This window comes from Variovorax raffinosi (assembly GCF_051216615.1).
In the GTDB taxonomy this organism is placed as follows: Bacteria; Pseudomonadota; Gammaproteobacteria; order Burkholderiales; family Burkholderiaceae_C; genus Variovorax.
Window position 1 is genome coordinate 304,522 of sequence record NZ_JBPJZR010000006.1, and the last position, 22,791, is coordinate 327,312.

The following is a 22,791-nucleotide window of genomic DNA, read 5'->3' on the forward strand; positions in this document are numbered from 1 at the left end:
GGCGACCGCGCGGCTCAGGCCGGCGCGGGCCCCGAAGGCACGTCGTCCGCCGGCGGCGGCAGGTCCGCGCCGCGTGTGAAGCGCGCCACGAAGTACATCCCCGCGAACACCGCCAGCAGCAGCAGGCCGTCGCCCCACCAGGGCCGCGCGGTCTGGCTGTCGCCATAGAAGGTCAACACCAGCAGCACCGCCACGAGGTGCGCGCAGAACACCGGCAGCGAGGCCGAACCCATTGCCTCCAGCCAGTGCATCCGCGGAATCCTGCGCATCAGCCATGGCCCGAAGCGCACGGCCAGGATGCCCAGCGCCACGAGGTTGACGAGCCGCAGCGGCCCGAGCTGCCATTTGTCGAACAGCAGGTTCAGCTCCACATCGCCGCCGAACGGCGCCTGTCCGTTGATGCCGGTGTGGCGCCAGTAAAGCCCGTACAGCGCGATGCCGGCCGCCAGCACCAGCAGCCACGCCGGAAAGCGCAGCGGCCGCGCGGCAGGCCCGCTGCGGGTGGCGCCGATGCACAGCCCCGCGAACCACAGGAACTGCCAGGCATAGGTGTTGAAGGCGCCCATCTCATGGAAGGGCACCGGCACGCCCAGGTAGCGCACGGCCAGCCCGTAGACCCATTCGCTCAAGCCGAACTGCGCCGCCGCCCACACGCTGACGCTGACCACCATCACCAGCGTCCAGCCGTGGCGCATGGCAAAGGCCAGCACCCACGGGCTCATCAGCATGAAAAAGATGTACATCGGCAGGATGTCGAGCAGCGCGGGTTCGTAGATCAGCAGCAGCCCGTACAGGAAGCCGTCGCGCGGCTCGGCCAGGTAGTAGGACACCAGGTTCTTCACTGCCGGCTGGTCGATGTGCAGCCCCAGCGCGGCGATCACCGTGAACAGGAACAGAAGAATCGCCGCCTGGCACAGGTAGACCTTGAGCACGCGCCGCCAGAAGGCGGTGCGCATCGAGTCCACCCCGCGCAGGTAGCCGATGCGGCTGTAGACCAGCCCTGCCACGAACGCCGACAGCAGCACAAAACCTTCAGCCGCCGAAACGAAACCAAAAGGCTGACCCAGCGGATCGGTGAGCCGCGTGGGGAGATGGGTGACGGTCATCAGCACGAGCATCAGCCCGCGCAAGGCGTCTATTTCCCAGTAGCGTTTCATCGGTCGGCGGCGAGGTCTTGGTGGCGGCCTGCGCGGCGCACGCAAGACGGTACGGATTGTAAGAAGGGCGGCGTACCTCTTGCTGCGTTGGGGTACGGGTTCATTCGGGGCGGGGGCGGGGGCGGGTGCGGGTTCATTCGGGACGAGTGCGAATGACACCAGGTGCTCCCCTCCGCGAATGTCCCCCGCTTCGCTCCTCCTTTATTTCGCTGCGGGGAGCACCTGGTGTCATTCGCACAGGGCACGCTCTGCGTTTGCGCCCGATCAACAAGTGCTCTGAGCGCTCACGCCGATACGGGGCTCTTTTTCGCGAAATAAAGGAGGAGCGAAGCGGGGGACATTCGCGAAAAAGAGCACCGTGTCGGCGTGAGCGTCGCCCCGAACAGCAGCAACACCAGAACACCCCAAGGCGCTTAAAACAAAGCGGCTAGGCCGACGACATATGACCCTTGGCACTGCCGAACTGCCTCGCAAATCGGCTACGCTGCGCGCTGCCTTCAGGTGGAGATATAAGTGAACCGTTTCTTTCCAACATTGCTCCTGGCCGGTGGCGTCCTCATGGCCGGCCCGGGCTTTGCCCTCCAGATCACCAGTCTGTCCCCGCAAGGCGAGGTCGCGCGCGTGCGCCAGATCGTCGCCAAGTTCGACCAGCCCGCCGTCAACTTCGGCGACCCCAAGGCCCCCGCCCCGCTCTCGGTGAGTTGCACCGATGCGCAGGCCGGCAAGGGCACCGGCCGATGGACCGACGCCAAGGCCTGGGTCTACGACTTCGAGAACGACCTGCCGCCCGGCGTGCGCTGCACGGTCACCCGCATCCCCACCTTCAAGCCCGCCAACGGCGAGCTGACGGGCCCCGAGCGCTACCAGTTCAACACCGGCGGCCCGTTCGTGCGCAGCTACATGCCCGGCACCTACGCGCGCATCGATGAACAGCAGATGTTCATGCTCGAACTCAACGGCGCGGCCACGCTCGACAGCGTGCAAAGGAATGTCTGGTGCTCGGCCGACGGCGTGGGCGAACGCGTTCCCGTCAAGCTGCTCGACGGCGAACAGCGCACCGGCCTGCTCAAGGCCTTCAGCCGCGAGAAGGAAGCCGCCAAGGACCCGCTGCGCTTCATCACGATGCAGTGCAACCGCACGCTGACGCCCGGCGCCAAGGTGCAGATCGTCTACGGCAAGGGCGTGGCCACGCCGTCGGGCGTTGCCAACAACGTGGAGCGCCGCTTCGACTACCAGGTGCGCGAGCCCTTCGCTGTTTCGTTCACCTGCGAGCGCGAGAACGCGCAGGCCGCCTGCCTGCCGCTGCGCCCGATGCAACTGCAGTTCAATGCGCCGGTCACGCGCAAGCTGGCTTCGCAGATCCAGCTCAAGGGCGACAAGACCATCAAGGCCAAGCTCGACAACGACGGCGGCACGCAGAGCGACGACGACGTGGTCAACGGCGTGAGCTTCGAGCCGCCGCTGACCGAGAGCGCGCAATACAGCATCGAGCTGCCCTCCAAGTTCGAGGATGCCTCGGGCCGCCCGCTGGCCACGCCCGGCAACTTCCCGATGAAGGTCGCCACGGGCGCCATGCCGCCGCTGGCCAAGTTCGCCGCCTCGCCCTTCGGCGTGATCGAGCGCCTGGCCGAGCCCGACACCCCGGCCATGATGCCGGTGACGGTGCGCCGCGTGGAGCCGCAACTGATGGTGAATGCGCTCACGCCCGGCAAGGTGAGCGACATGAACCCGAAGACCGACGCGGAAATCATCGCGTGGTTCCGCAAGGTGCGCCGCTACGACAGCTACAGCGTCACACGCGAACAGGCGCGCAAGGACAACATCAAGGGCCCGCTGCCCCCGGTCATCGACAAGGACGACCGCACCTCGCTGCAGACCCGCATGCTGTCGCTGCTGGCGGGCCAGCCGGGCGTGAAGGCGCTCGACATGCCCAAGTCCGACGGTGCCGATCCGCGCCCGTTCGAAGTCATCGGCATCCCGCTCACGCCGGGCTTCCACGTGCTGGAGATCGCCTCGCAAAAACTGGGCGAAGCGCTGCTCGACGAACGCTACAACGCCGGCCGCACGATGTACGTGCGCACCACCGCGCTGGCCACCAACCTGGCGGTGCACTTCAAGCTGGGCCGCGAGAACTCGATGGCCTGGGTCACCACGCTCGACAAGGGCAAGGTGGTGGCGGGCGCCGAGGTGCGCGTGTCCAGTTGCGACGGCAAGGCCGTGGCCACCGGCACCACCGACGCGAGCGGCATCGTCATGCTCAACGGCATCTCGCCGCAGGCGCCGTCATGCAACGGCCCCAACGAATACGACGGCGGCGCATGGTTCGTGAGCGCCCGCGCCAAGGACGACAAGGGCATTGAAGACCTGGCCTTCACCTGGAGCGACTGGCAGCGCGGCATCGAGCCCTGGCGCTTCAACGTACCCACCAACCTGCAGCCCGAACCCGACCAGATCGCCCACACCATCTTCGACCGCACGCTGCTGCGCGCCGGCGAAACGGTGTCGATGAAGAGCCTGATCCGCACGCAGACCAGCAAGGGTTTCGGCCTGCCCGAGAGCCGGCCCGACACGCTCGTCATTACCCATACGGGCAGCGGCCAGCGCTTCACGCAGCCGCTGAACTGGCGCAAGACCGCCACCGGCGGCCTGAGCGCGGAGAACACCTTCCCCATTCCGCCGGCCGCCAAGCTCGGCGCGTACCAGGTGGAGCTGCGCACCGGCGGCGCCAAGGCCACCAATGGCGACGGTGAAGGCGATGACAACGACGAAGGCGGCGGCCGCCGCAGCTTCAGCACTGGCATGTTCCGCGTCGAGGAATTCCGCCTGCCCGTGCTCGAAGGCCGCATCGCGCCCACCGACAAGAAGCCGCTGGTGGCAGCCACCACGGTGCCCACCGACGTGCAGATCAACTACGTGGCCGGCGGTGGCGCCGCCAACCTGCCGGTGCGCGTGTCGGCCATGGTGCGCGGCAAGAGCCTGAGCTTCTCCGACTACGACGCCTTCAGCTTCAACCCGCCGCGCGCGGAGCAGGCCGACGGCACGCAGGCCGCCTCCGCCGACACGGGTTCGGGCGAGGAAGACATCAACAGCACCAGCGACACCCGCGTGATCGCCGACAAGCTGCCCGTGACGCTGAACAAGGACGGCGCCGGCAAGGTCACCATCGACAAGGTGCCCAAGGTCAAGGCCCCGCGCGAGCTGCTGCTCGAAGCCACCTACGCTGATCCGAACGGCGAAGTGCAGACCATCCGCAGTACGCAGACGCTGTGGCCGGCTTCGGTCATCGCCGGCATCAAGACCGAGGGCTGGGTCTCCACCGCCCAGAAGCTGAAGTTCCAGGCGCTCGCGCTCGACCTCACGGGCAAGCCCCAGGCCGGCGTGACGCTCAACGTGCGCGCCGTGGCCCGCATCACCACCACCAGCCGCAAGCGCATGGTGGGCGGCTTCTACACCTACGACAACAAGACCGAGACCAAGGACATCGGCACCGTCTGCAGCGGCAAGAGCGATTCGCGCGGCCTGCTGCTGTGCGAGTCGGAGCTGAAGGAAGCCGGCGAAGTCGAACTCGTGGCCAGCGCCACCGACAGCGACGGCCGCGACAGCAAGGCCGTCAGCTCCGTCTACGTGACCAAGCAGGGCGAACTCTGGTTCGGCGGCGAAGACAACGACCGCATCGACGTGCTGCCCGAGAAGAAGAGCTACCAGCCCGGCGAGATCGCCAAGTTCCAGGTGCGCAGCCCGTTCCGTTTTGCCACCGCGCTGGTCGCCGTGGAACGCGAAGGCATCATCGAGACGCACGTGGTGCAGCTCGACGGCAAGGACCCGACGGTCACCCTGGAGGTCAAGCCTGAATGGGGCCCGAACGCCTACGTCAGCGTGCTTGCATTGCGCGGCCGCTTGCGCGAAGTGCCGTGGTACAGCTTCTTCACCTGGGGCTTCAAGGCACCGCGCGAGTGGTGGACCGCCTTCTGGTACGAAGGCAAGGAATACGTCGCGCCCACCGCGATGGTCGACCTGAGCAAGCCTGCCTATCGCCTGGGCATGGCCGAGATCCGCGTCGGCACGCGCGCGCACCAGCTCGACGTGACCGTCACCAGCGACAAGCCCAGCTACCCGATCCGCAGCAAGGCGCAGATCACCATCTCCGCCAAGCTGCCCGACGGCAAGCCCGCGGCGGGCGCCGAAGTGGCACTGGCCGCGGTCGACCAGGCCCTGCTGGAGCTGATGCCCAACGACAGTTGGGACCTGCTCAACGCGATGCTGCAGCGACGCAGCTGGGGCGTGAGCACCTCCACCGCGCAAATGGAAATCGTCGGCCGGCGCCACTACGGGCGCAAGGCCGTGCCCGCGGGCGGCGGCGGCGGCAAGGGCCAGACGCGTGAGCTGCTCGACACCCTGCTGGTGTGGAACCCGAAGGTGGTGCTCGATGCCAACGGCCAGGCCGTGGTGACGGTGCCGCTCAACGATGCGCTCACCACCTTCAAGATCGTGGCCGTGGCCGACTCCGGCGCCAACCTGTTCGGCACCGGCCAGATGAGCATCCAGGCCACGCAGGACCTGCAGATCATCAGCGGCCTGCCGCCACTGGTGCGCGAGGACGACCAGTTCCGCGCCCAGATCACGCTGCGCAACACCACGCAAAAGCCGATGAAGGTCGAGGCCACGCCGCGTGCCACGCTGCTCACGCTGGAGCCGCAGACCGTGGACATCCCGGCCGGCGAAGCGCGCGAGGTCGCATGGACCGTGACCGCGCCCGCGCAGCTCGCGCAGACGCGCGCCGAAGCCATCCTGTGGGAGATCGAAGCGAAGGACACCATCGGCGGCGCGCGCGACGCGCTCAAGGTGCGCCAGCGCATCGTGCCTTCGGTGCCGCTCACGGTGCAGCAGGCGACGCTGGTGCAGCTCGATGGGCCGTTCACGCTCGACGTCGCACCACCGGCTGACGCCCTGCCCGGCCGTGGCGGCCTGAAGCTGTCGTTGCAACCCAAGCTCGCCGAAGGCCTGCCGGGCGTGCGCGACTGGTTCGCGAACTACCCCTTCATCTGCCTCGAACAGAAGACCAGCAAATCGGTCGGCCTGCGCGACGCGAAGATGTGGCAAGGCGTGCTGGCAACGCTGCCCACCTATCTGGACAGCGACGGCCTGGCCAACTACTTCCCGCCGCGCGATGGCGAAGCCAATCGCGGCAGCGACATCCTCACCTCGTACCTGCTCGCAGCGACGAACGAAGCCTCGCAGCTCAACCCGGCCTTTGCGCTGGCGGACGACGTGCGCGCGCCGATGGAATCGGGCCTGATCGCCTTTGTCGAAGGCCGCATCACGCGCGAGTTCTGGAGCCCGCGCAAGGACCTGGACGTTCGCAAGCTCGCCGCGCTCGAAGCGCTCTCGCGCTACGGCAAGGCGAAGGGCAGCATGGTCGGCAGCATCACCATCGCGCCGAACCAGTGGCCCACCAGCGCGGTGATCGACTGGCTCAATATCCTGAAGCGCGTGAACGACGTGCCGCAGCGCCAGCAGCGCCTGGACGAAGCCAACAACGTGCTGAAGGCCCGCCTGTCTTACCAAGGCACCAAGCTGATCTTCAGCACCGAGCAGGACGACTACTGGTGGTGGCTGATGACCAACGGCGACGTCAACACCGCCCGCCTGCTGCTCAGCGTGATGGACGACCCGGCCTGGAAGGACGACATCGGCAAGCTCGCCAACGGCTTCATCGGCCGCCAGCAGAACGGCGCATGGCACACCACCACCGCCAACCTGTGGGGCGGACTGGCGCTGGAGAAATTCAGCAAGGTGTTCGAGAGCACCCCGGTGTCGGGCGTGACCGCCGCCACGCTGGGTGCCGTGAAGGCGCAGGTCGACTGGAGCAAGGTCGAGCGCATCAAGACGACCGACGCTGCCGGTGCACCGAACCAGACCACCTTCTTCGGCGCACCCGCCTCGCCGGGCAACCTGAAGAACAACAGCATGTTCCTGCCCTGGGCCGCCTCGCCTTCCGGCGCACCGGTGCGCGACACGCTGCTGGTCACCCAGCAAGGCACCGGCAAGCCGTGGCTCACGCTGCAGTCGATTGCCGCCGTGCAGCTGAAGGCTCCGTTCGCTGCCGGCTATGCGATCAAGAAGACCATCACGCCGGTCGAGCAGGCCACCGCGGGCAAGTACACGCGCGGCGACGTGCTGCGCGTCACCCTCGAAGTGAACGCCAGTGCCGACATGACCTGGGTCGTCATCAGCGACCCGATCCCGGGCGGCGCGACCATCCTGGGCGGCGGCCTGGGCCGCGACTCGCAGATCGCCACGCAAGGCGAGAAGAAGTCGGGCTCCGGCTGGGCTGCTTTTGAAGAGCGTAGCTTCGAGGCCTTCCGCAGCTACTACGAGTACATGCCCAAGGGCGTGGTGAAGATGGAATACACCGTGCGCCTGAACAACGTCGGCGACTTCGCGCTGCCGCCGAGCCGCGTCGAGGCGATGTACGCGCCCGAGATGTTCGGCGAGTCGCCGAACGCGCGGGTGAAGGTGAAGGCGGCGAAGTAAACCGCATCGCAACCGACTGATCGACCCACTGACTGACTGACGGGAAAAAGGGAGAAACATCATGGGCCTCGCTATCGGCGTCGGCACGCTTGCCTACTTGCTGGAGAACGACACCGAAGGCGCCGGATGGCGCCAGGAAGAACTGGCGGTGGCGAACAAGCTGCTGGCATCGGCGGGCCTTCCGCCGCATGCCGAGCCCCGGGAACTGCCGCCGTTGCACTCGCGTGCGTCGCTGGGCAGTTTTCCGTACTCGTTCATCCACTACCTGCGCCTGGCCTACGCATACCGCGCGGCGTCGCCCGAATGGATGGCAACGCCGCTGGCGGACGGTGTCGATCCCACGGACGACCCGGTGGTCGAAGACGCGCTCTTCGACTCGGAAAGCCACCTGATCCGCCACTCGGATGCAGAGGGCTTCTATGTGCCGGTCGATTTTGAAGAGGTGCTGTATTCCAGCCCGGACGATGAAAAGCAAGTGGCCGGCGGCATGCTCGGCTCTTCCTACCGGCTGCGCGACGAGCTGGTGCTGGTGGCGCCCGCGCTCGGCATCACCCTTGTCGACGGCCAACTGTCGGACGAGGAAGCCGCACGAATCGATCGCCTGATCGATCTCGACGAAGGCCTGCATCGGGAATACGCGGCGTGGCTGCGGCTCTACGAATCGGCGCGGCTGAGCATTGCGCACAAGACGGCGATCGTCTTTTCCTGAGAGCGGTCTGCCCGATCGCTTGACGGACCCCGAGGCCATGACGATGAAGAAATCCATCCGCATCGGCCGCGCACCCGCTCATCCAGCCGCCGCGCAGACGGCAGTGCCTCACGAAGAAGCAGCCCTGTCGTGCCCCAAGCGATGGGATGCGCTCGAAGAGACATCCTCGCCCGATGTCCGCTATTGCAGCGATTGCCGCAAGAACGTGTTCTGGACGGACACGCAGGAGCAGATGCATGCCGCTGCCTTGCAGGATCGCTGCATCGCCATCGCGCAAGACAATCCGCAGCTCACCAGCCCTACGCCCATGTCCCGCCATCTCGCCACCGTCACCCTCCTCGTCCACGACTACGACGAGGCCATCCGCTTTTTCACCGAGGCGCTGCGCTTCGAGCTGGTCGAAGACACGCCGCGCGGGCCGGGCAAGCGCTGGGTGGTGGTCGCGCCCGGCCGGCACGCCGGTGGCGCCGCGCTGCTGCTGGCCAAGGCCGTGACCGACGAGCAGGCGGCCAGCATCGGCAAGCAGGCGGGCGGACGCGTCTTCCTGTTCCTGCACACCACCGACTTCGAATCCGACCACGAACACATGACATCCCACGGCGTGCGCTTTCTCGAAGCGCCGCGCCACGAGCCGCATGGCACCGTCGCGGTCTTTCTCGACCTTTGCGGCAACCGCTGGGACCTTCTGCAACCGAACGACGCATGAGCAGCAACGACAGCATCGACGACTTTCTCTCCCACAACCGCGCCGCCTGGGATCGCCAGGCCACCGAGGAACGCGAGTGGTCGCGACCCGTCAGCAGCGAGCTGATTGCCGCGGCGCGCAACGGCGACTGGCGCGTGCACCTCACGCCGCAGCCGCTGCCGGCCGACTGGCTGGGCGACGTGCGGGGCCGGCGCATTCTTTGCCTCGCTTCGGCGGGCGGTCAGCAGGCGCCCGTGCTCGCGGCGGCCGGTGCGCAGGTCACAGTGTTCGACCTGTCGGACGAACAGCTCCAGCAGGACCGCCGGGTCGCCGAACGCGACGACCTCGACCTCGCGACAGTGCAAGGCGACATGCGCAACCTGGGCGCGTTCGCCAATGCGCAGTTCGACATCGTCTTCCACCCGATCTCCAACCTCTATGTGCCAGACGTGCGCCCTGTATGGCGCGAATGCCATCGCGTGCTGAAGACCGGCGGCGCCCTGCTCGCGAGCTTCTACAACCCGGTGGTCTTCATCGGCGACCGCGACCCGGCGCTGCTGGCCCAAGGGCTGGTGCGCCCGCTGTACAAGCTGCCGTATTCCGACCTGAAGGATCTGCCGCAGGACGTGCTCGAAAAGAAGCGGCAGAACGCGGAAGCGGTGGTGTTCGGTCATTCGCTGACCGACCTGATCGGCGGGCAGATCGCAGCCGGCTTTTCCATCGACGGCTTCTACGAGGACGCGCAGCCCCATCCGCGCTTCGTGGTCGACCGGTTCATGCCGACTTTTCTCGCGACCCGCGCGGTGAAGCGTCAGGCGCCGCAGGCTTGCGCCTGAGGCTGGCCGCGTTCGTGACGGGGTTCGCACCAAGCCCCGCGAGCAGGCTCGCGATCAGTGCCTTGACGAAGCCCTCGTCGAGCGGTGCATGCCCCATGAGCAGGCGAAAAAACAGCGCACCGTAGATCTGGTCGAGCGCGATCTCCAGGTCGGCATCCGCCCGGATCTCACCCGCCTCGGCCGCCTGCTGCAAGAGCACCCGCCCCTCGTCGCGGCGCGACAGGATGAAGTGATTGCGAAAGGCCTTCGACAACTCGGTGTCGGGATCGGCGGCCGCAATGAGGGTCGTGACATTGCGCCCCATGGGCGACGACAGCGTGCGCACCACCATGTCCAGTTGCCGCGACAGCGCAAGCAGCGCCGAGGCCGCGGCGCGCTGCGGCTTCTTTTTCTTCTCTTGCGCGGTCGAAGTCATCAGCGCGTCCATGGTCACCGCATGCCGGTTCGGCCACCACCGGTAGACCGTGGGCTTGCCCACGCCCGCCTTCGCTGCCACTGCCTCCATCGTCACGCCCGACGGGCCGACCTGCGCCAGCAGTTCGCGCGCCGCATCGAGCACAGCCTGCCGCAATTGCAGGTTGCGCGGCCGGCCGCGTGCGGCGGGAAGCGGGGCCTGCAAAGCGTCTTTGACAACTGGTTTCATTTATGGAACGATGCGTAACGTAATTAAATTCTAAACCTGCACAAGGACCATCCCATGCGCACTCCCCGTCCCGTTCCGGCGCAATGCCTTGCGCCTTACCTCATTGTTGCCGACGCCCCCCGTGCGATCGACTTCTACATTCACGCGTTCGGTGCCGAAGAACTGTTCCGGCTCTCGGAACCCGGCGGCAAGGTCGGGCACGCCGAGCTGCGCATCGGCGATGCCAAGCTGCTGCTGGCCGACGAGTACCCCGACTTCGGCGCGCTGGGCCCCGCGCGCGTCGGCGGCACGCCGGTGTCGATCCACTTGTACGTCGCGGACGTCGACGCCACGATCGCGCTTGCCGAGGAAGCCGGCGCCACGGTATTGCGCGCCGCCAAGGAGGAGTTCTTCGGCGACAGAGCGGGCTTGCTGCTCGACCCCTTCGGACACCGCTGGCACCTTGCCACGCGCCTGGAGGAAGTCAGCCCCGAGGAGATGCAGCGCCGCTGGAGTGCCGCCATGCAGGAGTAGCCGGCGAGCGGGTTGTCGCGGACACTGTGTGGCGTCCGTGCCCATTGCATCGATTCACACCCGCCACATGACGACGCCTCAAGACCGCATTCATTTCACCGGCAACCCCTGGCCCGAAGGCCACCCCGTCGCGCAGTTTCGCTGGACGGCCTCCGTCAGGGACGGCATGGTGTGGTTCGACCTGCACCTGCGCAGCGCGGACTACGACGCCGAGCGCGAGATCGACGAGCCCGAAGACGAGGAGATCGACTACCCCTCGGACTGGGAAGCACCCAACGTCTGGAACAACTACCACCGCTGCACGCTGTCATCGACGAACTGGGGCGATGGCAACGGCTTCGCGGTGTGCGCGCTCTCCGACTTCAGCCTCTCGCGGATCGACGGCCTCGAAGCCCGCGTGGACGAGCCGCCGCCCGAAGACACGGAAGACAACGCCTTCCACATCTACCTGCTGGGCCACGACGCTGCCGCCCACCACCGCATCCGCTTCGACCGCATCGCGGGCACCGACCGCTTCAACATCACGTGGACCGGCAAGATCGCGCTGGCCTATGCGGGCGACTACGAATACAAGTACGACTTTGCCGCGCACCTGTACGACGTGGAAGCGCCGCGCATTCCCGCGTGAGCCTTGTCACAGCACGCCAACGTCACCCAACACTCATCGATTCACCTTCGACTCACATGCAGATCCTGCTTCCCGTGCTGTTCATGGTCGTCCTTGTCGGCGCCGTCTTCTTCGGCAGCTACCTGTTGCGCGCCATCCTGCCGCGGGATCACGCGCTGCAATCGCGGCTGAGCGACGAGGCCATTGCGGGCTACGTCAGCTTCGCGACGAAGAACGTCAAGGGCTTCATGGCCGTGCTGCTGCTGATCTATTTCCTGGTGGTCGGTGCCATCTATTCGTAGCCCTGCCGGCCCGTCTTTTCAATCGGGAGATCCATTCATGAAGCGTCTCATCGAAATCCGCACCTACCGGCTCAAGCCCGGCACCCTGCCCGCCTTTCATGAAGCCATGCACACGCGCGCCGTGCCGATGCTGCGCAGCAAGGGCATGGACGTCGTCACCTACGGCCGCTGCGATCACGAGGAAGAGACCTACCACCTCGTGCGCGCCTACGAGAACCGCGAGGCACTGGAGGCTGAGCAAGGCGCCTTCTACGGCTCGCCCGAATGGCGCGAAGGCCCGCGCAGCGCGCTCGTCGATCGCATCGAGACCTACCTGAACACGCTGCTGTGGGTTTCGCAGGAACCCATCGAAGCCATGCGAACGCTCAACGTCCCGCAAAGCGCACCAGACACACACTGACGCACGCCGGCAGCCGCACCGGCCTACACTCGCGCTCCCGCCCATCCCCTCTCTCTTCTTCAGGAGAAACCGCATGAACACGACGGAAATCGCCAGCAAACTCGTGGCGCTGTGCAAGCAAGGGAAGTTTCAGGATGCCAAGGTGCTCTACGCACCCGAGGCAACGAGCGTCGAGGCCAGCGCCCCGCCCGGCGCGCAGCGTGAAGCCGTGGGCCTGGCAGCGATCCAGGCCAAGGGCGAATGGTGGAGCGCCAACCACGAAGTCCACTCGATGCAGATCGCCGGCCCGTGGCCGCACGACGACCGCTTCATCGTCGGCTTCCGCTTCGACGTGACGGTCAAACCCACCGGCCAGCGCCTCACGATGGAAGAGATGGGCCTCTACACGGTCAAGGACGGCAAGATCGTGCGGGAGGAGTTCTTCTATTCCGGTGGTGCCTGAGCCTCGCATGCAAGGCATGCCGCAAGGCAGCGAGCAGAAGAACTGCCTGCGCTGCCCCTCGACGGCACTGCGCCTGCTTCCCGGCAAACCCACGCAGACCATCGCCTTCCTGCAATGCCCGGCCTGCCTGCGCCACTACGCGCAAGAGGCCGGTGGCCCGCTGACGTACCGGTGGGGCCACCCGATCAGCCTGGCGCTCTACGGCGTTTTGTTCACGACGGAACCGCTTGCGGAGGCGCAGCGCATCGCCGACGTGCTGCGGCAAGACCGCACGCCTGAAGAGCTGGCCCTGTTCATCGAAGAAATCGAACTGGAACTCAGGCAGCCGACGCAACAGGTCAGGGACATCCTCGACAACAGGAGCCCCGAAGCGGCATGCCGGGAATTTCTTGCGGCAGTGGTCCGGCACCTCGCTACGGCCGTCACGGCTTCGCGTGCGCCTTGAAGAAGGCCACGATGGTCTCGCTCGCATCGAGCTGACGCGACACGCGGTTGTCCGGCATCGACGCCAGCGCACTGCCGGGCCACGTGTGGCCGCCGCCCTCGATGCGGTACAGCACCACGGCTTGCGGATCGGTCGCCGTGGCATGGCGCACGCGCGTGACCGAGGTTCCGTCATCGCCGGCTGACGGACGAAGCCGTTCCGCGGGCTGCGCACGGGCGTTCATCGCAGCGGCCCAGCGCTCGATGGTCTTCTCGACCGACAGGCGCGGCACACCGGTCGTCGCCTTGCGGCCGATGCCGCCGGCATAGGGCACGTAGGGGTCGTCCGTGCCGTGGATGTGCAGCACGGGCAGCCCTTGGCGCACCCGCGCGGGAGCGATGTCGAGCGTGGCCGATACCGCCGCCACCGCGCGCAGGCTGCCGGGTGCCTCCACAGCCCAACGGTAGGCCATCATTCCGCCGTTGGAAAAGCCGACCGCGAACACGCGCTTCGGATCGGCCCGCCCCTCCTTGACCAGGCGCGCGACCAGTGCCTGCAGCCAGGCCACGTCGTCCACGTTGTTCGCCTTCGCGTAGCCGCAGCAGGCGCCGGAGTTCCACGTGTAGGCATCCGCGTTGGCCCCGCTGCCGTTCGGATAAGCCACGAGAAAGCCTGCCTTGCGCGCGGCCTCCGACAGGCCGGTGGCCGCAATGAGCAGGTCCGCGTTCGAGCCGCCACCGTGCAGGGCGACGATCAGCGGGCGCGGCTGGCGCGGCTTGTCATCGTCGGACAGCAGATAGCTGCGCGACGCGCCGCCGACCTGCAAGGTCTGCACAGCAGCGGGCCGCGTGTCCGCCTGCGCGGCGGCGCCGATGAAGAAAGTGATCGCGGCCACGCAGCAGGACGCGATGCCCGCGCGGCGGGTGAATGAAATCAGGGACATGGCAACGGACCGGTGAATGAACGCTCGAACAAGACAAGACAACGGCACGCATCGTAGAGATGCAACGCGCGCCCCGCATGCGTCTCTTGCGTAACGAGCGTCACGTTACGGCGGTTACGGCAGTGACGAGGCCGCCGGCGGCCTTGCTTGTTGCCGTGCCACATGCCCCGGATGATTCCGGCCATCGCCCTTGCATGCCCATGCCTGCCTCGGGCCTCGCAACAACCATCAGGAGATCGAATGATTCGCCCCCAACGCCGCCGCAGCTTCCTCGCACACAGCAGCAGCGGCCTGCTGGCCGCGCTGCTCGGCACCCGCTTCGCCGACGCAGCCACGCCCACCACACCCCTCGCCCATGTCGAAGAACGCCCGGACCTCGCCAAGTACTTCAAGCAGGCCGGCGTAGTGGGCACATGGGCGGTGCTCGACAGCACCACCTCGAAGCTCACGGTGGTCGACCGCCAGCGCGCCGAACGCCGCTACAGCCCCGCATCGACCTACAAGATTCCCAACAGCCTGATCGCGCTGGAGACCGGCGCGGTGAAGGACATCGACGAAATCTTTCCCTACGACGGCAAGCCGCTGCCCCGCAAGGAATGGGAGCGGGACATGAACCTGCGCGAAGCGATCCGCGTCTCCAACTTTCCGCTCTACCGCGGGGTGGCGCGCCGCATTGGCCTGGCGCGCATGAATGAATGGATCGCGAAGCTGCACTACGGCAACGAGACGCTGGGCACGCAGGTCGACCGCTTCTGGGTCAACAACTCGCTGCAGATCTCGGCGGTGGAGCAGACGCGTTTTCTGATGCGGCTTGCGCAGCGCGCGCTGCCGATGTCCGCGCGCAGCCAGGACATGGTGCACGAGATCACGCGGATCGAGCAGACGCCCGCCTACGACCTGCATGCAAAGACCGGCTGGTACGAAGCGCCGAGCCTGTCGCTCGGCTGGTGGGTGGGCTGGGTGGCGCTCGCGGACGGCAGCGTGAAGAGCTTCGCGCTGAACATCGACATGCACGGCCAGGCCGATCTCGCCAAGCGCATTCCGCTGGCCCGCACGCTGCTCGCGCAGATGGGCATTCTTCCGGCCGAAGCGGGCCAGGTGCGCTCTTGAACAGGCATGCGACGGCATGGACGCTGGCCGCGCTCCTGCTCGCTGCCCCCTTCGTTCACGCCGACCCGCTCGGCTTTGCCACGCCACCGGCAGAGATCGCGGCGCGCGTGATGAACAACGCGCCGGGCAGCATCGTGGTCGGCGTCTCGCGCCAGGGCCGGGCGCAGTTCGCGATGCAGCGCAATGGCCTGGTGCAACCCGGCCCCGTGCAGGAGATCGGCGCCGACGGGCAGCCGATCTTCGAGGTGGGCTCCATCAGCAAGCTCTTCACCGGCGTGCTGCTCGCGCAGGCGGTGGAGCGCGGCGACCTGTCGCTCGACGACACGGTGGGCCGGTTGCTGGCCGGCCAGGTCACACTGCCGCCGGACATCGCGGCCATCACGCTGCGCCGGCTGGTCACGCACAGCGCCTGCCTGCCCGGCATGCTGCCGGATGCGCCGCCACTGAGCGACGGCAACCCGTTCGCGCGCACCGACCGCGCGCAGTTGCTCACCGGCCTGTCGACGCTCAAGCTCGACCGCAAGCCACCCTGCAGCGGCCCCTACAGCAGCCTCGGGCTGGGCCTGCTCGGCCAGTTGCTCGCCGACCACTACGGCAAGCCCTGGGACATGCTGGTGCACGAGAACATCGCCGCGCCGCTGGGCATGAAGGACACGCTGCAGTACCTCGGCCCCGACGCCGTGCGCCTTGCACCGGGCTACGACGACAAGTCGCCGCGCACGCCCTGGGACTTCGGCGCGCTCGCGGGCGCCGGTGCGTTGCGCTCGACGGCCGCCGACCTGCTGGTGTTTGCGCGTGCGCTCATGGCGGGGCGCAAGGGCCCGCTGGGCGCGGCGGCCGAACGCGCGCTCACGCCGCTGGGCCATGACGACAAGTACGAACTGGGCTATGCCATCCGCATGCGCGGACCGGTGGCGCACCGCACCTACTTCCACACCGGCCAGACCGGCGGCTACCGCGCGCTGCTGGTGTTCGACCCGAGCACGCAGGATGCGGCGGTGATGGTGGCCAGCAACGCATCGGCCGCGGCGGTGCGGATGGTGGACGACATCACCGTGCCGCCCGCCACCGCACGCAGGCGCAAATAGCCACGCGGGCCCTGCGCCGGCGAATAGCGGCAAAATGCCGCGCAGGTGCCCTCATGAATACAAGATTTGTCGAAGCCTTCCTGTGGGCCGCGCGGCTCGGCAGCTTCCGCGCGGCGAGCGACCGGCTCCACATCACGCAGGCGGCCGTGTCCAACCGCGTGGCCTCGCTCGAAGAAGACATCGGCGCGCGCCTCTTCGAGCGCGATGCGCGCGAGCTGCGGCTCACGCCCGTGGGCGTGCGGCTGATGGACTACGGCGAGCGCCTGCTGGAGCTGCGCCGCGAGATCGTCTCTCTGGGCCGCCCGCGCGGCGACATCCTGGGGCTGGTGCGCATCGGCGCCATCGAGACGGTGGTCCACACCTGGCTGCTGGGCTTTCTTACCAACCTGCGCTCCACCTACCCCGGCATCGAGGTGCAGCTCACGTCGGAGACCACGCGCGCATTGCATCGCGGCCTGCGCGAAGGCGCGCTCGACATTGCCCTGCAGACCGACCACATCGCCGGCGCGGGCATCGTGAGCACGCCCTGCCTGCCGATGCCGATGGGCTGGGTCGGACCGGTCGGCGCCGAGGGCACGCAGACCGTCGAACAGTTGCTGCGCCAGCCCGTGCTAACCATGAGCCCCAGCTCGCAGCCGCACGAGGCGCTCAAGAACCTGTACCGCGCGGCCGGTATTCCGCTGGGCAAGGTGCACTGCGTCAGCTCGATCTCGGCGCTGGCGCGGCTGGTGAAGGCGGGCTTCGGCAACGCGCTGGTGCCGCTGCCGCCCTGCTATGAATACGTGGCCAGCGGCGACGTGCGGATCATCGAGTGCGACGCGCTCATCTCGCCGCAGCGCATCGTGGTGAGCCACCTGGAGGCGGCCGACTCCGACGCGATCCGCCTCGTGGCCGAGCTGGCCTGCCTCGCGTCCGACCAGTTCACGACCTCTGCCATGGCACCAACCTGGAGCGCCGCAGCAGAGGGATAACCCTCGAAATGGCGCATCCGGGCCCCACAAAGGGGCCAGTAATTCTTGTGGCTGTCGCCCAGAAAAACTCGTTTGTGACAGCACCACCCTGCGACGGAAGATCGCGCCTTCATTTTTCGAAGGCCCGCCCGCTCTTCCGCCGCCATGACCACTTCCGCCTTTTCATCTTCCCCTGACACCGCCGCGGCGAACGCGAACGGCCTGCTGTTCGTCGCCTCCGATGTCGATGCCGCCGACGACGCCGACTTCAATCGCTGGTACGACAAAGAGCATGTCGAAGAGCGCGCGCGCATTCCGGGCTTTCTGTCGGGCGCGCGCTACTTCTCGCTCGAAGGCGGGCGCAAGTACCTCGGGCTGTACCGCACCGAATCGCTGGCCGTGTTCGGCTCGCCCGGCTACCGCGCCGCGTTCGAGAAGCAGACGCCGTGGTCCATCGTCAACCTCGACCGCATGCGCCAGCCGATTCGCCGCGTGTGCGCCGTGCGCGCGGTCACGGGCTTCGGCAGCGGCAGCCACGTGGTCGTGTTGCCACTGCCCGTGGCCGCCGATGCGCAGGCGCTGGTGGCGCGGGCCGCCAGCGTCGGCCGCCAGTTGTCGGAGCAGGCAGGCTTCGTGCAGTCGTACCTGCTGATGCCCGACACCGCCCTGAGCACGCCGCTGCCGCGCGAAGCCACCGAAGGCCGCGTGCTGCAGCCGATGCTGGTGGTGGAAGCCAGCAGCGCCGATGCCGCGCGCAGCGCACGCACCTTCGCCGCCGCAGCCTTCGACGCCGACCCCGCCACCGGCTGGCTGCTCGCCCTCGGCTGGAAGCTGACGGCGGCCGAACTGCGCTGAGCTGAACCGAACCGATCCCGATGTCTTCACCGAACAAGGTATTTCCATGACCGAACATGTGCTTCCCGCAACGGCGGCCGTCCCCACCGGCGCCCCGGCCAAGATGGGCCGGCTGGCCATGGCCAGCTCCATCGGCACCACACTGGAGTGGTACGACTTCACCGTCTACAACATCATGGCCGCACTGGTCTTCAACGCGGTGTTCTTCCCGTCCTTCGATCCGCTGACGGGCACCATCCTCGCCTTCTCGACCTATGCGGTCGGCTACATCTCGCGCCCGCTGGGCGGCGTGGTGTTCGGCCACCTGGGCGACCGGCTCGGCCGGCGCTTCGTGCTGGTGGCCACGCTGGTCATCATGGGTGTATCGACCGGGCTCATGGGTCTGCTGCCGACCTATGCCACCTGGGGCATCTGGGCGCCGGTGGCGCTGGTCGCGCTGCGCTTCGTGCAGGGCGTGGCGCTCGGCGGCGAATGGGCCGGCGCGGTGCTGCTGTCGATGGAGCACGGCAAGCCCGACGAGCGCGGCCGCAACGCCTCGTTCACGCAGGTCGGCCCGTCGTGCGGCACGCTGATCGGCACCGGCTTCATCGCCATCGTGTCGGCCTGGCTCAGCCCCGAAGACTTCCAGACCTGGGGCTGGCGCATTCCGTTCATCTCCAGCGTGGCGCTGGTCATCTTCGGCCTGTGGCTGCGCAGCGGCGTCGAGGAAACGCCCGTGTTCCGCGAGATGGAAGAAAAGAAGACCACCGCCAAGACGCCGATCAAGGAAGTGCTCACGCAGCACTGGCGCCGCCTGCTGGTGGCCGGCGGCTCGCGCATCGGCTCCGACGTGCTGTACGCGCTGGTGGTGGTGTTCACGCTGACCTACGTGACGACGGTGCTGCACCTGTCGCGGCCGCTGGCGCTTACCGCCACGATGATCGGCGCCGCCTGCAACGCGATTGCGGTGCCGTGGTTCGGCAGCCTGTCGGACCGCATCGGCCGCCGGCCGGTCTACATTGCCGGCGCCTTGCTGGGCATCGTCTGGGCCTTCGTCTTCTTCGTGCTGATGAACAGCGCGCACCCCGTGGCCATCTGCGCGGCGGTGGTGGTCGGCCTGATCATCCACGCGATGATGTACGGCCCGCAGGCCGCCTTCGTGACCGAGCAGTTCCCGGGCCGCGTGCGCTATGCCGGCTCATCGCTGGCCTACACGCTGGCGGGCATCCTGGGCGGCGGCTTCGCGCCGCTGATCATCGCCAGCCTGTTCAAGTCGTGGGGCAGCACGGTGGCCGTGTCGCTGTATGTGGCGGGCGCGCTGTGCGTCACGCTGGTCGCGCTCTTCGTAGCGCGCGAGACCGCCAAGAAACCGCTGGAAGCCTGAGACCGCCATGCCATTGCGTTTTGCCTGCGAAACCGTGAGCGCCGACGGCGCACGGTCCATCGAATTGCGCTCCATCGAACCCACTGCGCTGGTGGTGGCGGGATGGACCGGCCGCGACACCGCGGCCATCGAACACCACATCGAGGAACTGGCCGCGCTCGGCGTGCCGCGCCCGTCGAGCGTGCCCCTGTACTACCGCGTCGCGGCCCAGTTGCTGACCCAATCGCCGGCCATCGAGGCGCTGGGCGACCAGAGCTCCGGCGAGGCCGAGCCCGTGTTCTTCTTCTCGCAGGGCGAGTGGTGGCTGAGCGTGGCCTCGGACCACACCGACCGCCATGTCGAGAGCTACTCCGTCGCCGTCTCCAAGCAGATGTGCGCCAAGCCCGTGGCCGAGGTCGCATGGCGCTGGCGCGACCTGCAGGCCCATCAGGACGAGATCGAACTGCACTCGCGCATCTTCGAGGATGGCCGCTGGGTGGACTACCAGCGCGGCACGCTCGCGTCGATCCGGCCACTGGCTGCGCTGCGCGACGGCATGCCCGGCGCCGGTGCCGCGCCCGAAGGCCTGTTCATGACTTGCGGCACGCTGGGCGCGTTGCCCAATGCGAAGGGCGAAGGCATCCGCCCCGCCGCGCAGATGGAGATCGAACTGCACGATGCGCGTTTGCAGCGGCGCATCGTGCATCGCTATGCGGTCGAAGCACTGCCGGTGGTGGCGTGATGGCGAACGGCCACCTCACCATCACCGCCCTGCGCGAGCGCATCGCGCAAGGCGCGCTGTCCCATGAAGCGCTGATCGAGCAGGTGCTCGAAGCGGCCACGCTGCCCGCCGCGCAGCATGTGTTCACGCGCCTGTACGCCGACGCCGCGCGTGCCGCGGCCCGGCATGCCGATGCGGCGCACAAGGCCGGCGTGCAGCTCGGCCCGCTCGCCGGCCTGCCCGTGTCGATCAAGGACCTCTACGACGTCGCGGGTGAAACCACCATGGCCGGGTCCGCCGTCTGCGAAGGCGAACCGCCTGCCGTGCGCGATGCGCAGGCCGTGTCGCGGTTGCGCACGCAGGGCGCGGCCATCGTCGGCAAGACCAACATGACCGAGTTCGCGTTCTCCGGCGTGGGCATCAACCCGCACCATGGCACGCCGCGCAACCCGGCCGATGCGGAAACGCCGCGCATTCCGGGCGGCTCTTCGTCGGGCGCAGCGGTGTCGGTGGCGCTTGGTCTGGCAGTGGCCGGCCTCGGGTCGGACACGGGCGGCTCGATCCGCATTCCGGCCGCGCTGTGCGGGCTCGTGGGTTTCAAGAGCACGCAGTCGCGCGTGCCGCGCACCGGTGCCTTCGAGTTGGCACGCTCGCTCGACACCGTCTGCGCGATGGCGCGCTCGGTGGAAGACTGCCTGACCGTGGACGCGGCCATTGCCGATGCACCGCTGGCCGTGCGCAGGCGTCCACTGCAAGGCCTGCGCCTCGCAGTGCCGGCCACGCTGATGTTCGATGCCATCGAGCCCACGGTGGCGCGCGCTTTCGAGCGTGCCTTGCATGCGCTGTCGAAAGCGGGTGCGCAGATCGTCGACATCACGCTCGCCGAACTCGCCGAAATCGCGACCGTCAACGCGCCCGGCGGCTTTTCGCCGGTCGAGGCCTCGGCCGTGCATCGCGAGCGCTTCGCCGCACGCCGTGAAGGCTTCGACACCCGCGTGGCCGCGCGCATCGCGCTCGGCACCGAAGTGCGCGCCGCCGACTACATCGCGATGCAGGACCGTCGGCGCGACTGGATCGGCCGCGTCGAACACGCGCTCGAAGGCTTCGACGCACTGCTCTGCCCGACCGTGCCCATCGTCGCGCCGCCCATCGAGGCACTGGCCGAAGACGCGGCCTTCTTCCAGGCCAACGGCCTGCTGCTGCGCAACACCTTCGCCATCAACCTGCTCGACGGCTGCGCCTTCAGCCTGCCTTGCCATGCACCGGGCGAACTGCCGGTGGGACTGATGCTGTCGTCGGTGCGCGGTGACGATGCGCGGCTGGCGGCGGTGGCGCTGGCCGTGGAAGCCGCGCTGCAATTCGGCTGAACGCGGCAGCATCCGGCGGGGCTGTACCGGTGGCGCAGTCCCGCTTCGGCTATCGTTTGGCGCATGTCGCGCCAACAACCGTCCCTGACCGGCCCCCGGATTCTTCTTCGCCCGCTGCTCGCATCCGACGCACCCGCCCTTGTCGATGCGGCTGCCGACGGCGAACTCTGGAACCTGCCCTTCACCGTCGTGCCCTCGGCCGCCACGGTCGAGGCTTATCTGCGCACCGCGCTCGACGGCCGCGCCGTGGGCACCGTGATGCCGTTCGCCACCGTGATCCGCGACACCGGCCGCGTGATCGGCTCCACGCGCTTCTGGAAGATCGACCGCAACAACCGCAAGCTGGAAATCGGCAGCACATGGATTGCGGCCTCGTGGCAGAAGACCTTCGTCAACACCGAGGCCAAGTACCTGATGCTGCGGCACGCCTTCGAAGAGATGGCCTGCGTGCGCGTGCAGCTCACCACCGACGAGATCAACGCGAAATCGCGTGCGGCCATCCTGCGGCTGGGTGCCAAGCAGGAAGGCATCGTGCGGAACGAGCGGATCATGCCGGACGGCCGCAAGCGCAACTCGGTGCGCTTCAGCATCATTGATGACGAGTGGCTGGAGGTGAAGGCGCGGCTGGAGGAGCGGCTTCGCGCATCGGAAGAACCCAGGCCATGAGCCCTGTCATCGTCGTACCTACAGCCGAATCGCATTTCGAGAGCCTGCACCGCGCGCTCGACGTCGTCGCGCGCGAGCAGAAGTATCTGGCGCTGACCGAGGCCCCGCCGCTGGCGCAATCGATCGCCTTCTACCGGGACCTGATCGCCAGCGACTTCCCGCACTTCGTGGCGGTGGATGGAGACAAGGTGGTCGGCTGGTGCGACGTGTCGCCGGTGTTCGGGCATTCGCGGGCGCACATCGGCGTGCTGGGCATCGCGCTTCTTCCCGAGGCGCGCGGCCACGGTCTGGGGGCGAGGCTGCTGCAGGCGGCCATCGACAAATCATGGTCTCGCGGGCTGACCCGCATCGCGCTGGACGTGCGCGCGGACAACCTCCATGCCAAGGCGCTGTACGAGCGGCTGGGCTTCAAGCACGAAGGCATCGTGCGCCGAGCAAGCCTGATCGATGGCGTCTATCACGATGCCCACGCGATGGCCCTGCTTCGATAATTTTCA

At 67.7% G+C, this 22,791-nt stretch carries 22 protein-coding genes; 19 read left to right on the forward strand and 3 right to left on the reverse strand.

Translation table 11 applies throughout. The features are described 5' to 3' along the window. Window positions 1-14: 14 nt before the first annotated feature. Window positions 15-1,157: an OpgC domain-containing protein gene (gene opgC / locus ACSFB7_RS19985; protein ID WP_435473182.1), complete on the reverse strand. Its 1,143-nt coding sequence runs from the start codon at window positions 1,155-1,157 to the stop codon at window positions 15-17. Between the two features lie 558 nt (window positions 1,158-1,715). On the opposite strand from opgC, the gene ACSFB7_RS19990 reads away from it, so the two are divergent. The 4 genes from ACSFB7_RS19990 to ACSFB7_RS20005 all read left to right on the forward strand — a co-directional run bounded on the left by ACSFB7_RS19990 (window position 1,716) and on the right by ACSFB7_RS20005 (window position 9,921). Continuing rightward, entirely contained in the window at window positions 1,716-7,691 is a 5,976-nt protein-coding gene (locus ACSFB7_RS19990; protein ID WP_435473407.1) for an alpha-2-macroglobulin family protein, read from the forward strand. 61 nt (window positions 7,692-7,752) lie between these two features. Then, the gene (locus ACSFB7_RS19995) at window positions 7,753-8,400 is read left to right on the forward strand and encodes a hypothetical protein (protein ID WP_435473184.1); all 648 of its coding nucleotides are present in this window, start codon (window positions 7,753-7,755) and stop codon (window positions 8,398-8,400) included. A gap of 37 nt (window positions 8,401-8,437) precedes the next feature. After that, entirely contained in the window at window positions 8,438-9,106 is a 669-nt protein-coding gene (locus tag ACSFB7_RS20000) for a VOC family protein (protein WP_435473186.1), read from the forward strand. After that, on the forward strand, window positions 9,103-9,921 hold the full coding sequence (locus ACSFB7_RS20005; RefSeq protein WP_435473188.1) for a class I SAM-dependent methyltransferase: 819 nt from the start codon (window positions 9,103-9,105) through the stop codon (window positions 9,919-9,921). Before ACSFB7_RS20000 ends, ACSFB7_RS20005 begins: the two co-directional genes overlap by 4 nt. Here ACSFB7_RS20005 and ACSFB7_RS20010 read toward each other — a convergent pair. Then, window positions 9,860-10,564 (reverse strand): TetR/AcrR family transcriptional regulator, encoded by a 705-nt coding sequence (locus tag ACSFB7_RS20010; RefSeq protein ID WP_435473190.1) that lies wholly within the window; start codon window positions 10,562-10,564, stop codon window positions 9,860-9,862. The genes ACSFB7_RS20005 and ACSFB7_RS20010 overlap by 62 nt on opposite strands. A gap of 54 nt (window positions 10,565-10,618) precedes the next feature. On the opposite strand from ACSFB7_RS20010, the gene ACSFB7_RS20015 reads away from it, so the two are divergent. The 6 genes from ACSFB7_RS20015 to ACSFB7_RS20040 all read left to right on the forward strand — a co-directional run bounded on the left by ACSFB7_RS20015 (window position 10,619) and on the right by ACSFB7_RS20040 (window position 13,273). Next, window positions 10,619-11,077 carry a VOC family protein gene (locus tag ACSFB7_RS20015; protein ID WP_435473192.1) on the forward strand — a complete coding sequence of 153 codons (459 nt, stop codon included), beginning with the start codon at window positions 10,619-10,621 and terminating at the stop codon, window positions 11,075-11,077. A 67-nt stretch (window positions 11,078-11,144) separates the two neighbouring features. After that, complete coding sequence (locus ACSFB7_RS20020) at window positions 11,145-11,705, forward strand: hypothetical protein (RefSeq protein ID WP_435473194.1); 561 nt, start codon at window positions 11,145-11,147, stop codon at window positions 11,703-11,705. Window positions 11,706-11,761: 56 nt separating this feature from the next. Then, window positions 11,762-11,986 (forward strand): hypothetical protein, encoded by a 225-nt coding sequence (locus ACSFB7_RS20025; protein ID WP_435473196.1) that lies wholly within the window; start codon window positions 11,762-11,764, stop codon window positions 11,984-11,986. Between the two features lie 37 nt (window positions 11,987-12,023). After that, a complete protein-coding gene (locus ACSFB7_RS20030; RefSeq protein WP_435473198.1) occupies window positions 12,024-12,386 on the forward strand; it encodes an NIPSNAP family protein in 363 nt (120 codons plus the stop codon). A gap of 73 nt (window positions 12,387-12,459) precedes the next feature. Then, entirely contained in the window at window positions 12,460-12,828 is a 369-nt protein-coding gene (locus tag ACSFB7_RS20035) for a SnoaL-like domain-containing protein (RefSeq protein ID WP_435473200.1), read from the forward strand. Between the two features lie 7 nt (window positions 12,829-12,835). Beyond that, entirely contained in the window at window positions 12,836-13,273 is a 438-nt protein-coding gene (locus tag ACSFB7_RS20040; RefSeq protein WP_435473202.1) for a hypothetical protein, read from the forward strand. On the opposite strand, the gene ACSFB7_RS20045 is transcribed toward ACSFB7_RS20040, so the two are convergent. After that, the gene (locus ACSFB7_RS20045; RefSeq protein WP_435473204.1) at window positions 13,251-14,195 is read right to left on the reverse strand and encodes a CE1 family esterase; all 945 of its coding nucleotides are present in this window, start codon (window positions 14,193-14,195) and stop codon (window positions 13,251-13,253) included. The two genes, ACSFB7_RS20040 and ACSFB7_RS20045, sit on opposite strands and share 23 nt — an antisense overlap. Before the next feature lie 240 nt (window positions 14,196-14,435). Here ACSFB7_RS20045 and blaOXA point away from each other — a divergent pair, with 240 nt between their 5' ends. The 9 genes from blaOXA to ACSFB7_RS20090 all read left to right on the forward strand — a co-directional run bounded on the left by blaOXA (window position 14,436) and on the right by ACSFB7_RS20090 (window position 22,785). Further along, window positions 14,436-15,305: a class D beta-lactamase gene (blaOXA, locus tag ACSFB7_RS20050; RefSeq protein WP_435473206.1), complete on the forward strand. Its 870-nt coding sequence runs from the start codon at window positions 14,436-14,438 to the stop codon at window positions 15,303-15,305. Next, window positions 15,302-16,393 carry a serine hydrolase domain-containing protein gene (locus ACSFB7_RS20055; protein ID WP_435473208.1) on the forward strand — a complete coding sequence of 364 codons (1,092 nt, stop codon included), beginning with the start codon at window positions 15,302-15,304 and terminating at the stop codon, window positions 16,391-16,393. The genes blaOXA and ACSFB7_RS20055 overlap by 4 nt, the downstream gene beginning before the upstream one ends. A gap of 53 nt (window positions 16,394-16,446) precedes the next feature. Continuing rightward, a complete protein-coding gene (locus ACSFB7_RS20060) occupies window positions 16,447-17,364 on the forward strand; it encodes a LysR family transcriptional regulator (RefSeq protein ID WP_435473209.1) in 918 nt (305 codons plus the stop codon). 144 nt (window positions 17,365-17,508) lie between these two features. Then, window positions 17,509-18,198, forward strand: a complete 690-nt coding sequence (locus ACSFB7_RS20065; protein WP_435473211.1) for a hypothetical protein — start codon at window positions 17,509-17,511, stop codon at window positions 18,196-18,198. A gap of 46 nt (window positions 18,199-18,244) precedes the next feature. Next, on the forward strand, window positions 18,245-19,561 hold the full coding sequence (locus ACSFB7_RS20070) for an MFS transporter (protein WP_435473213.1): 1,317 nt from the start codon (window positions 18,245-18,247) through the stop codon (window positions 19,559-19,561). Between the two features lie 7 nt (window positions 19,562-19,568). After that, window positions 19,569-20,282 carry a DUF2848 domain-containing protein gene (locus tag ACSFB7_RS20075; protein ID WP_394485204.1) on the forward strand — a complete coding sequence of 238 codons (714 nt, stop codon included), beginning with the start codon at window positions 19,569-19,571 and terminating at the stop codon, window positions 20,280-20,282. Then, entirely contained in the window at window positions 20,282-21,628 is a 1,347-nt protein-coding gene (locus ACSFB7_RS20080; protein WP_435473215.1) for an amidase, read from the forward strand. The genes ACSFB7_RS20075 and ACSFB7_RS20080 overlap by 1 nt, the downstream gene beginning before the upstream one ends. 63 nt (window positions 21,629-21,691) lie before the next feature. Next, window positions 21,692-22,294 (forward strand): GNAT family N-acetyltransferase, encoded by a 603-nt coding sequence (locus ACSFB7_RS20085; RefSeq protein WP_435473217.1) that lies wholly within the window; start codon window positions 21,692-21,694, stop codon window positions 22,292-22,294. Further along, complete coding sequence (locus tag ACSFB7_RS20090; RefSeq protein ID WP_435473219.1) at window positions 22,291-22,785, forward strand: GNAT family N-acetyltransferase; 495 nt, start codon at window positions 22,291-22,293, stop codon at window positions 22,783-22,785. Before ACSFB7_RS20085 ends, ACSFB7_RS20090 begins: the two co-directional genes overlap by 4 nt. Window positions 22,786-22,791 lie beyond the last annotated feature (6 nt).

Coding starts and splice junctions, on each gene's coding strand:
- ACSFB7_RS20075 (WP_394485204.1), top strand. CDS start 19,569: ATGCCATTGCGTTTTGCCTGCGAAACCGTGAGCGCCGACGGCGCACGG.
- ACSFB7_RS20070 (WP_435473213.1), top strand. CDS start 18,245: ATGACCGAACATGTGCTTCCCGCAACGGCGGCCGTCCCCACCGGCGCC.
- ACSFB7_RS20045 (WP_435473204.1), bottom strand. CDS start 14,195: ATGTCCCTGATTTCATTCACCCGCCGCGCGGGCATCGCGTCCTGCTGC.
- ACSFB7_RS20000 (WP_435473186.1), top strand. CDS start 8,438: ATGACGATGAAGAAATCCATCCGCATCGGCCGCGCACCCGCTCATCCA.
- opgC (WP_435473182.1), bottom strand. CDS start 1,157: ATGAAACGCTACTGGGAAATAGACGCCTTGCGCGGGCTGATGCTCGTG.
- ACSFB7_RS20065 (WP_435473211.1), top strand. CDS start 17,509: ATGACCACTTCCGCCTTTTCATCTTCCCCTGACACCGCCGCGGCGAAC.
- ACSFB7_RS20020 (WP_435473194.1), top strand. CDS start 11,145: ATGACGACGCCTCAAGACCGCATTCATTTCACCGGCAACCCCTGGCCC.
- ACSFB7_RS20010 (WP_435473190.1), bottom strand. CDS start 10,564: ATGAAACCAGTTGTCAAAGACGCTTTGCAGGCCCCGCTTCCCGCCGCA.
- ACSFB7_RS20080 (WP_435473215.1), top strand. CDS start 20,282: ATGGCGAACGGCCACCTCACCATCACCGCCCTGCGCGAGCGCATCGCG.
- ACSFB7_RS20015 (WP_435473192.1), top strand. CDS start 10,619: ATGCGCACTCCCCGTCCCGTTCCGGCGCAATGCCTTGCGCCTTACCTC.
- blaOXA (WP_435473206.1), top strand. CDS start 14,436: ATGATTCGCCCCCAACGCCGCCGCAGCTTCCTCGCACACAGCAGCAGC.
- ACSFB7_RS20030 (WP_435473198.1), top strand. CDS start 12,024: ATGAAGCGTCTCATCGAAATCCGCACCTACCGGCTCAAGCCCGGCACC.
- ACSFB7_RS20035 (WP_435473200.1), top strand. CDS start 12,460: ATGAACACGACGGAAATCGCCAGCAAACTCGTGGCGCTGTGCAAGCAA.
- ACSFB7_RS19995 (WP_435473184.1), top strand. CDS start 7,753: ATGGGCCTCGCTATCGGCGTCGGCACGCTTGCCTACTTGCTGGAGAAC.
- ACSFB7_RS20060 (WP_435473209.1), top strand. CDS start 16,447: ATGAATACAAGATTTGTCGAAGCCTTCCTGTGGGCCGCGCGGCTCGGC.
- ACSFB7_RS20090 (WP_435473219.1), top strand. CDS start 22,291: ATGAGCCCTGTCATCGTCGTACCTACAGCCGAATCGCATTTCGAGAGC.
- ACSFB7_RS19990 (WP_435473407.1), top strand. CDS start 1,716: ATGGCCGGCCCGGGCTTTGCCCTCCAGATCACCAGTCTGTCCCCGCAA.
- ACSFB7_RS20025 (WP_435473196.1), top strand. CDS start 11,762: ATGCAGATCCTGCTTCCCGTGCTGTTCATGGTCGTCCTTGTCGGCGCC.
- ACSFB7_RS20005 (WP_435473188.1), top strand. CDS start 9,103: ATGAGCAGCAACGACAGCATCGACGACTTTCTCTCCCACAACCGCGCC.
- ACSFB7_RS20040 (WP_435473202.1), top strand. CDS start 12,836: ATGCAAGGCATGCCGCAAGGCAGCGAGCAGAAGAACTGCCTGCGCTGC.
- ACSFB7_RS20085 (WP_435473217.1), top strand. CDS start 21,692: ATGTCGCGCCAACAACCGTCCCTGACCGGCCCCCGGATTCTTCTTCGC.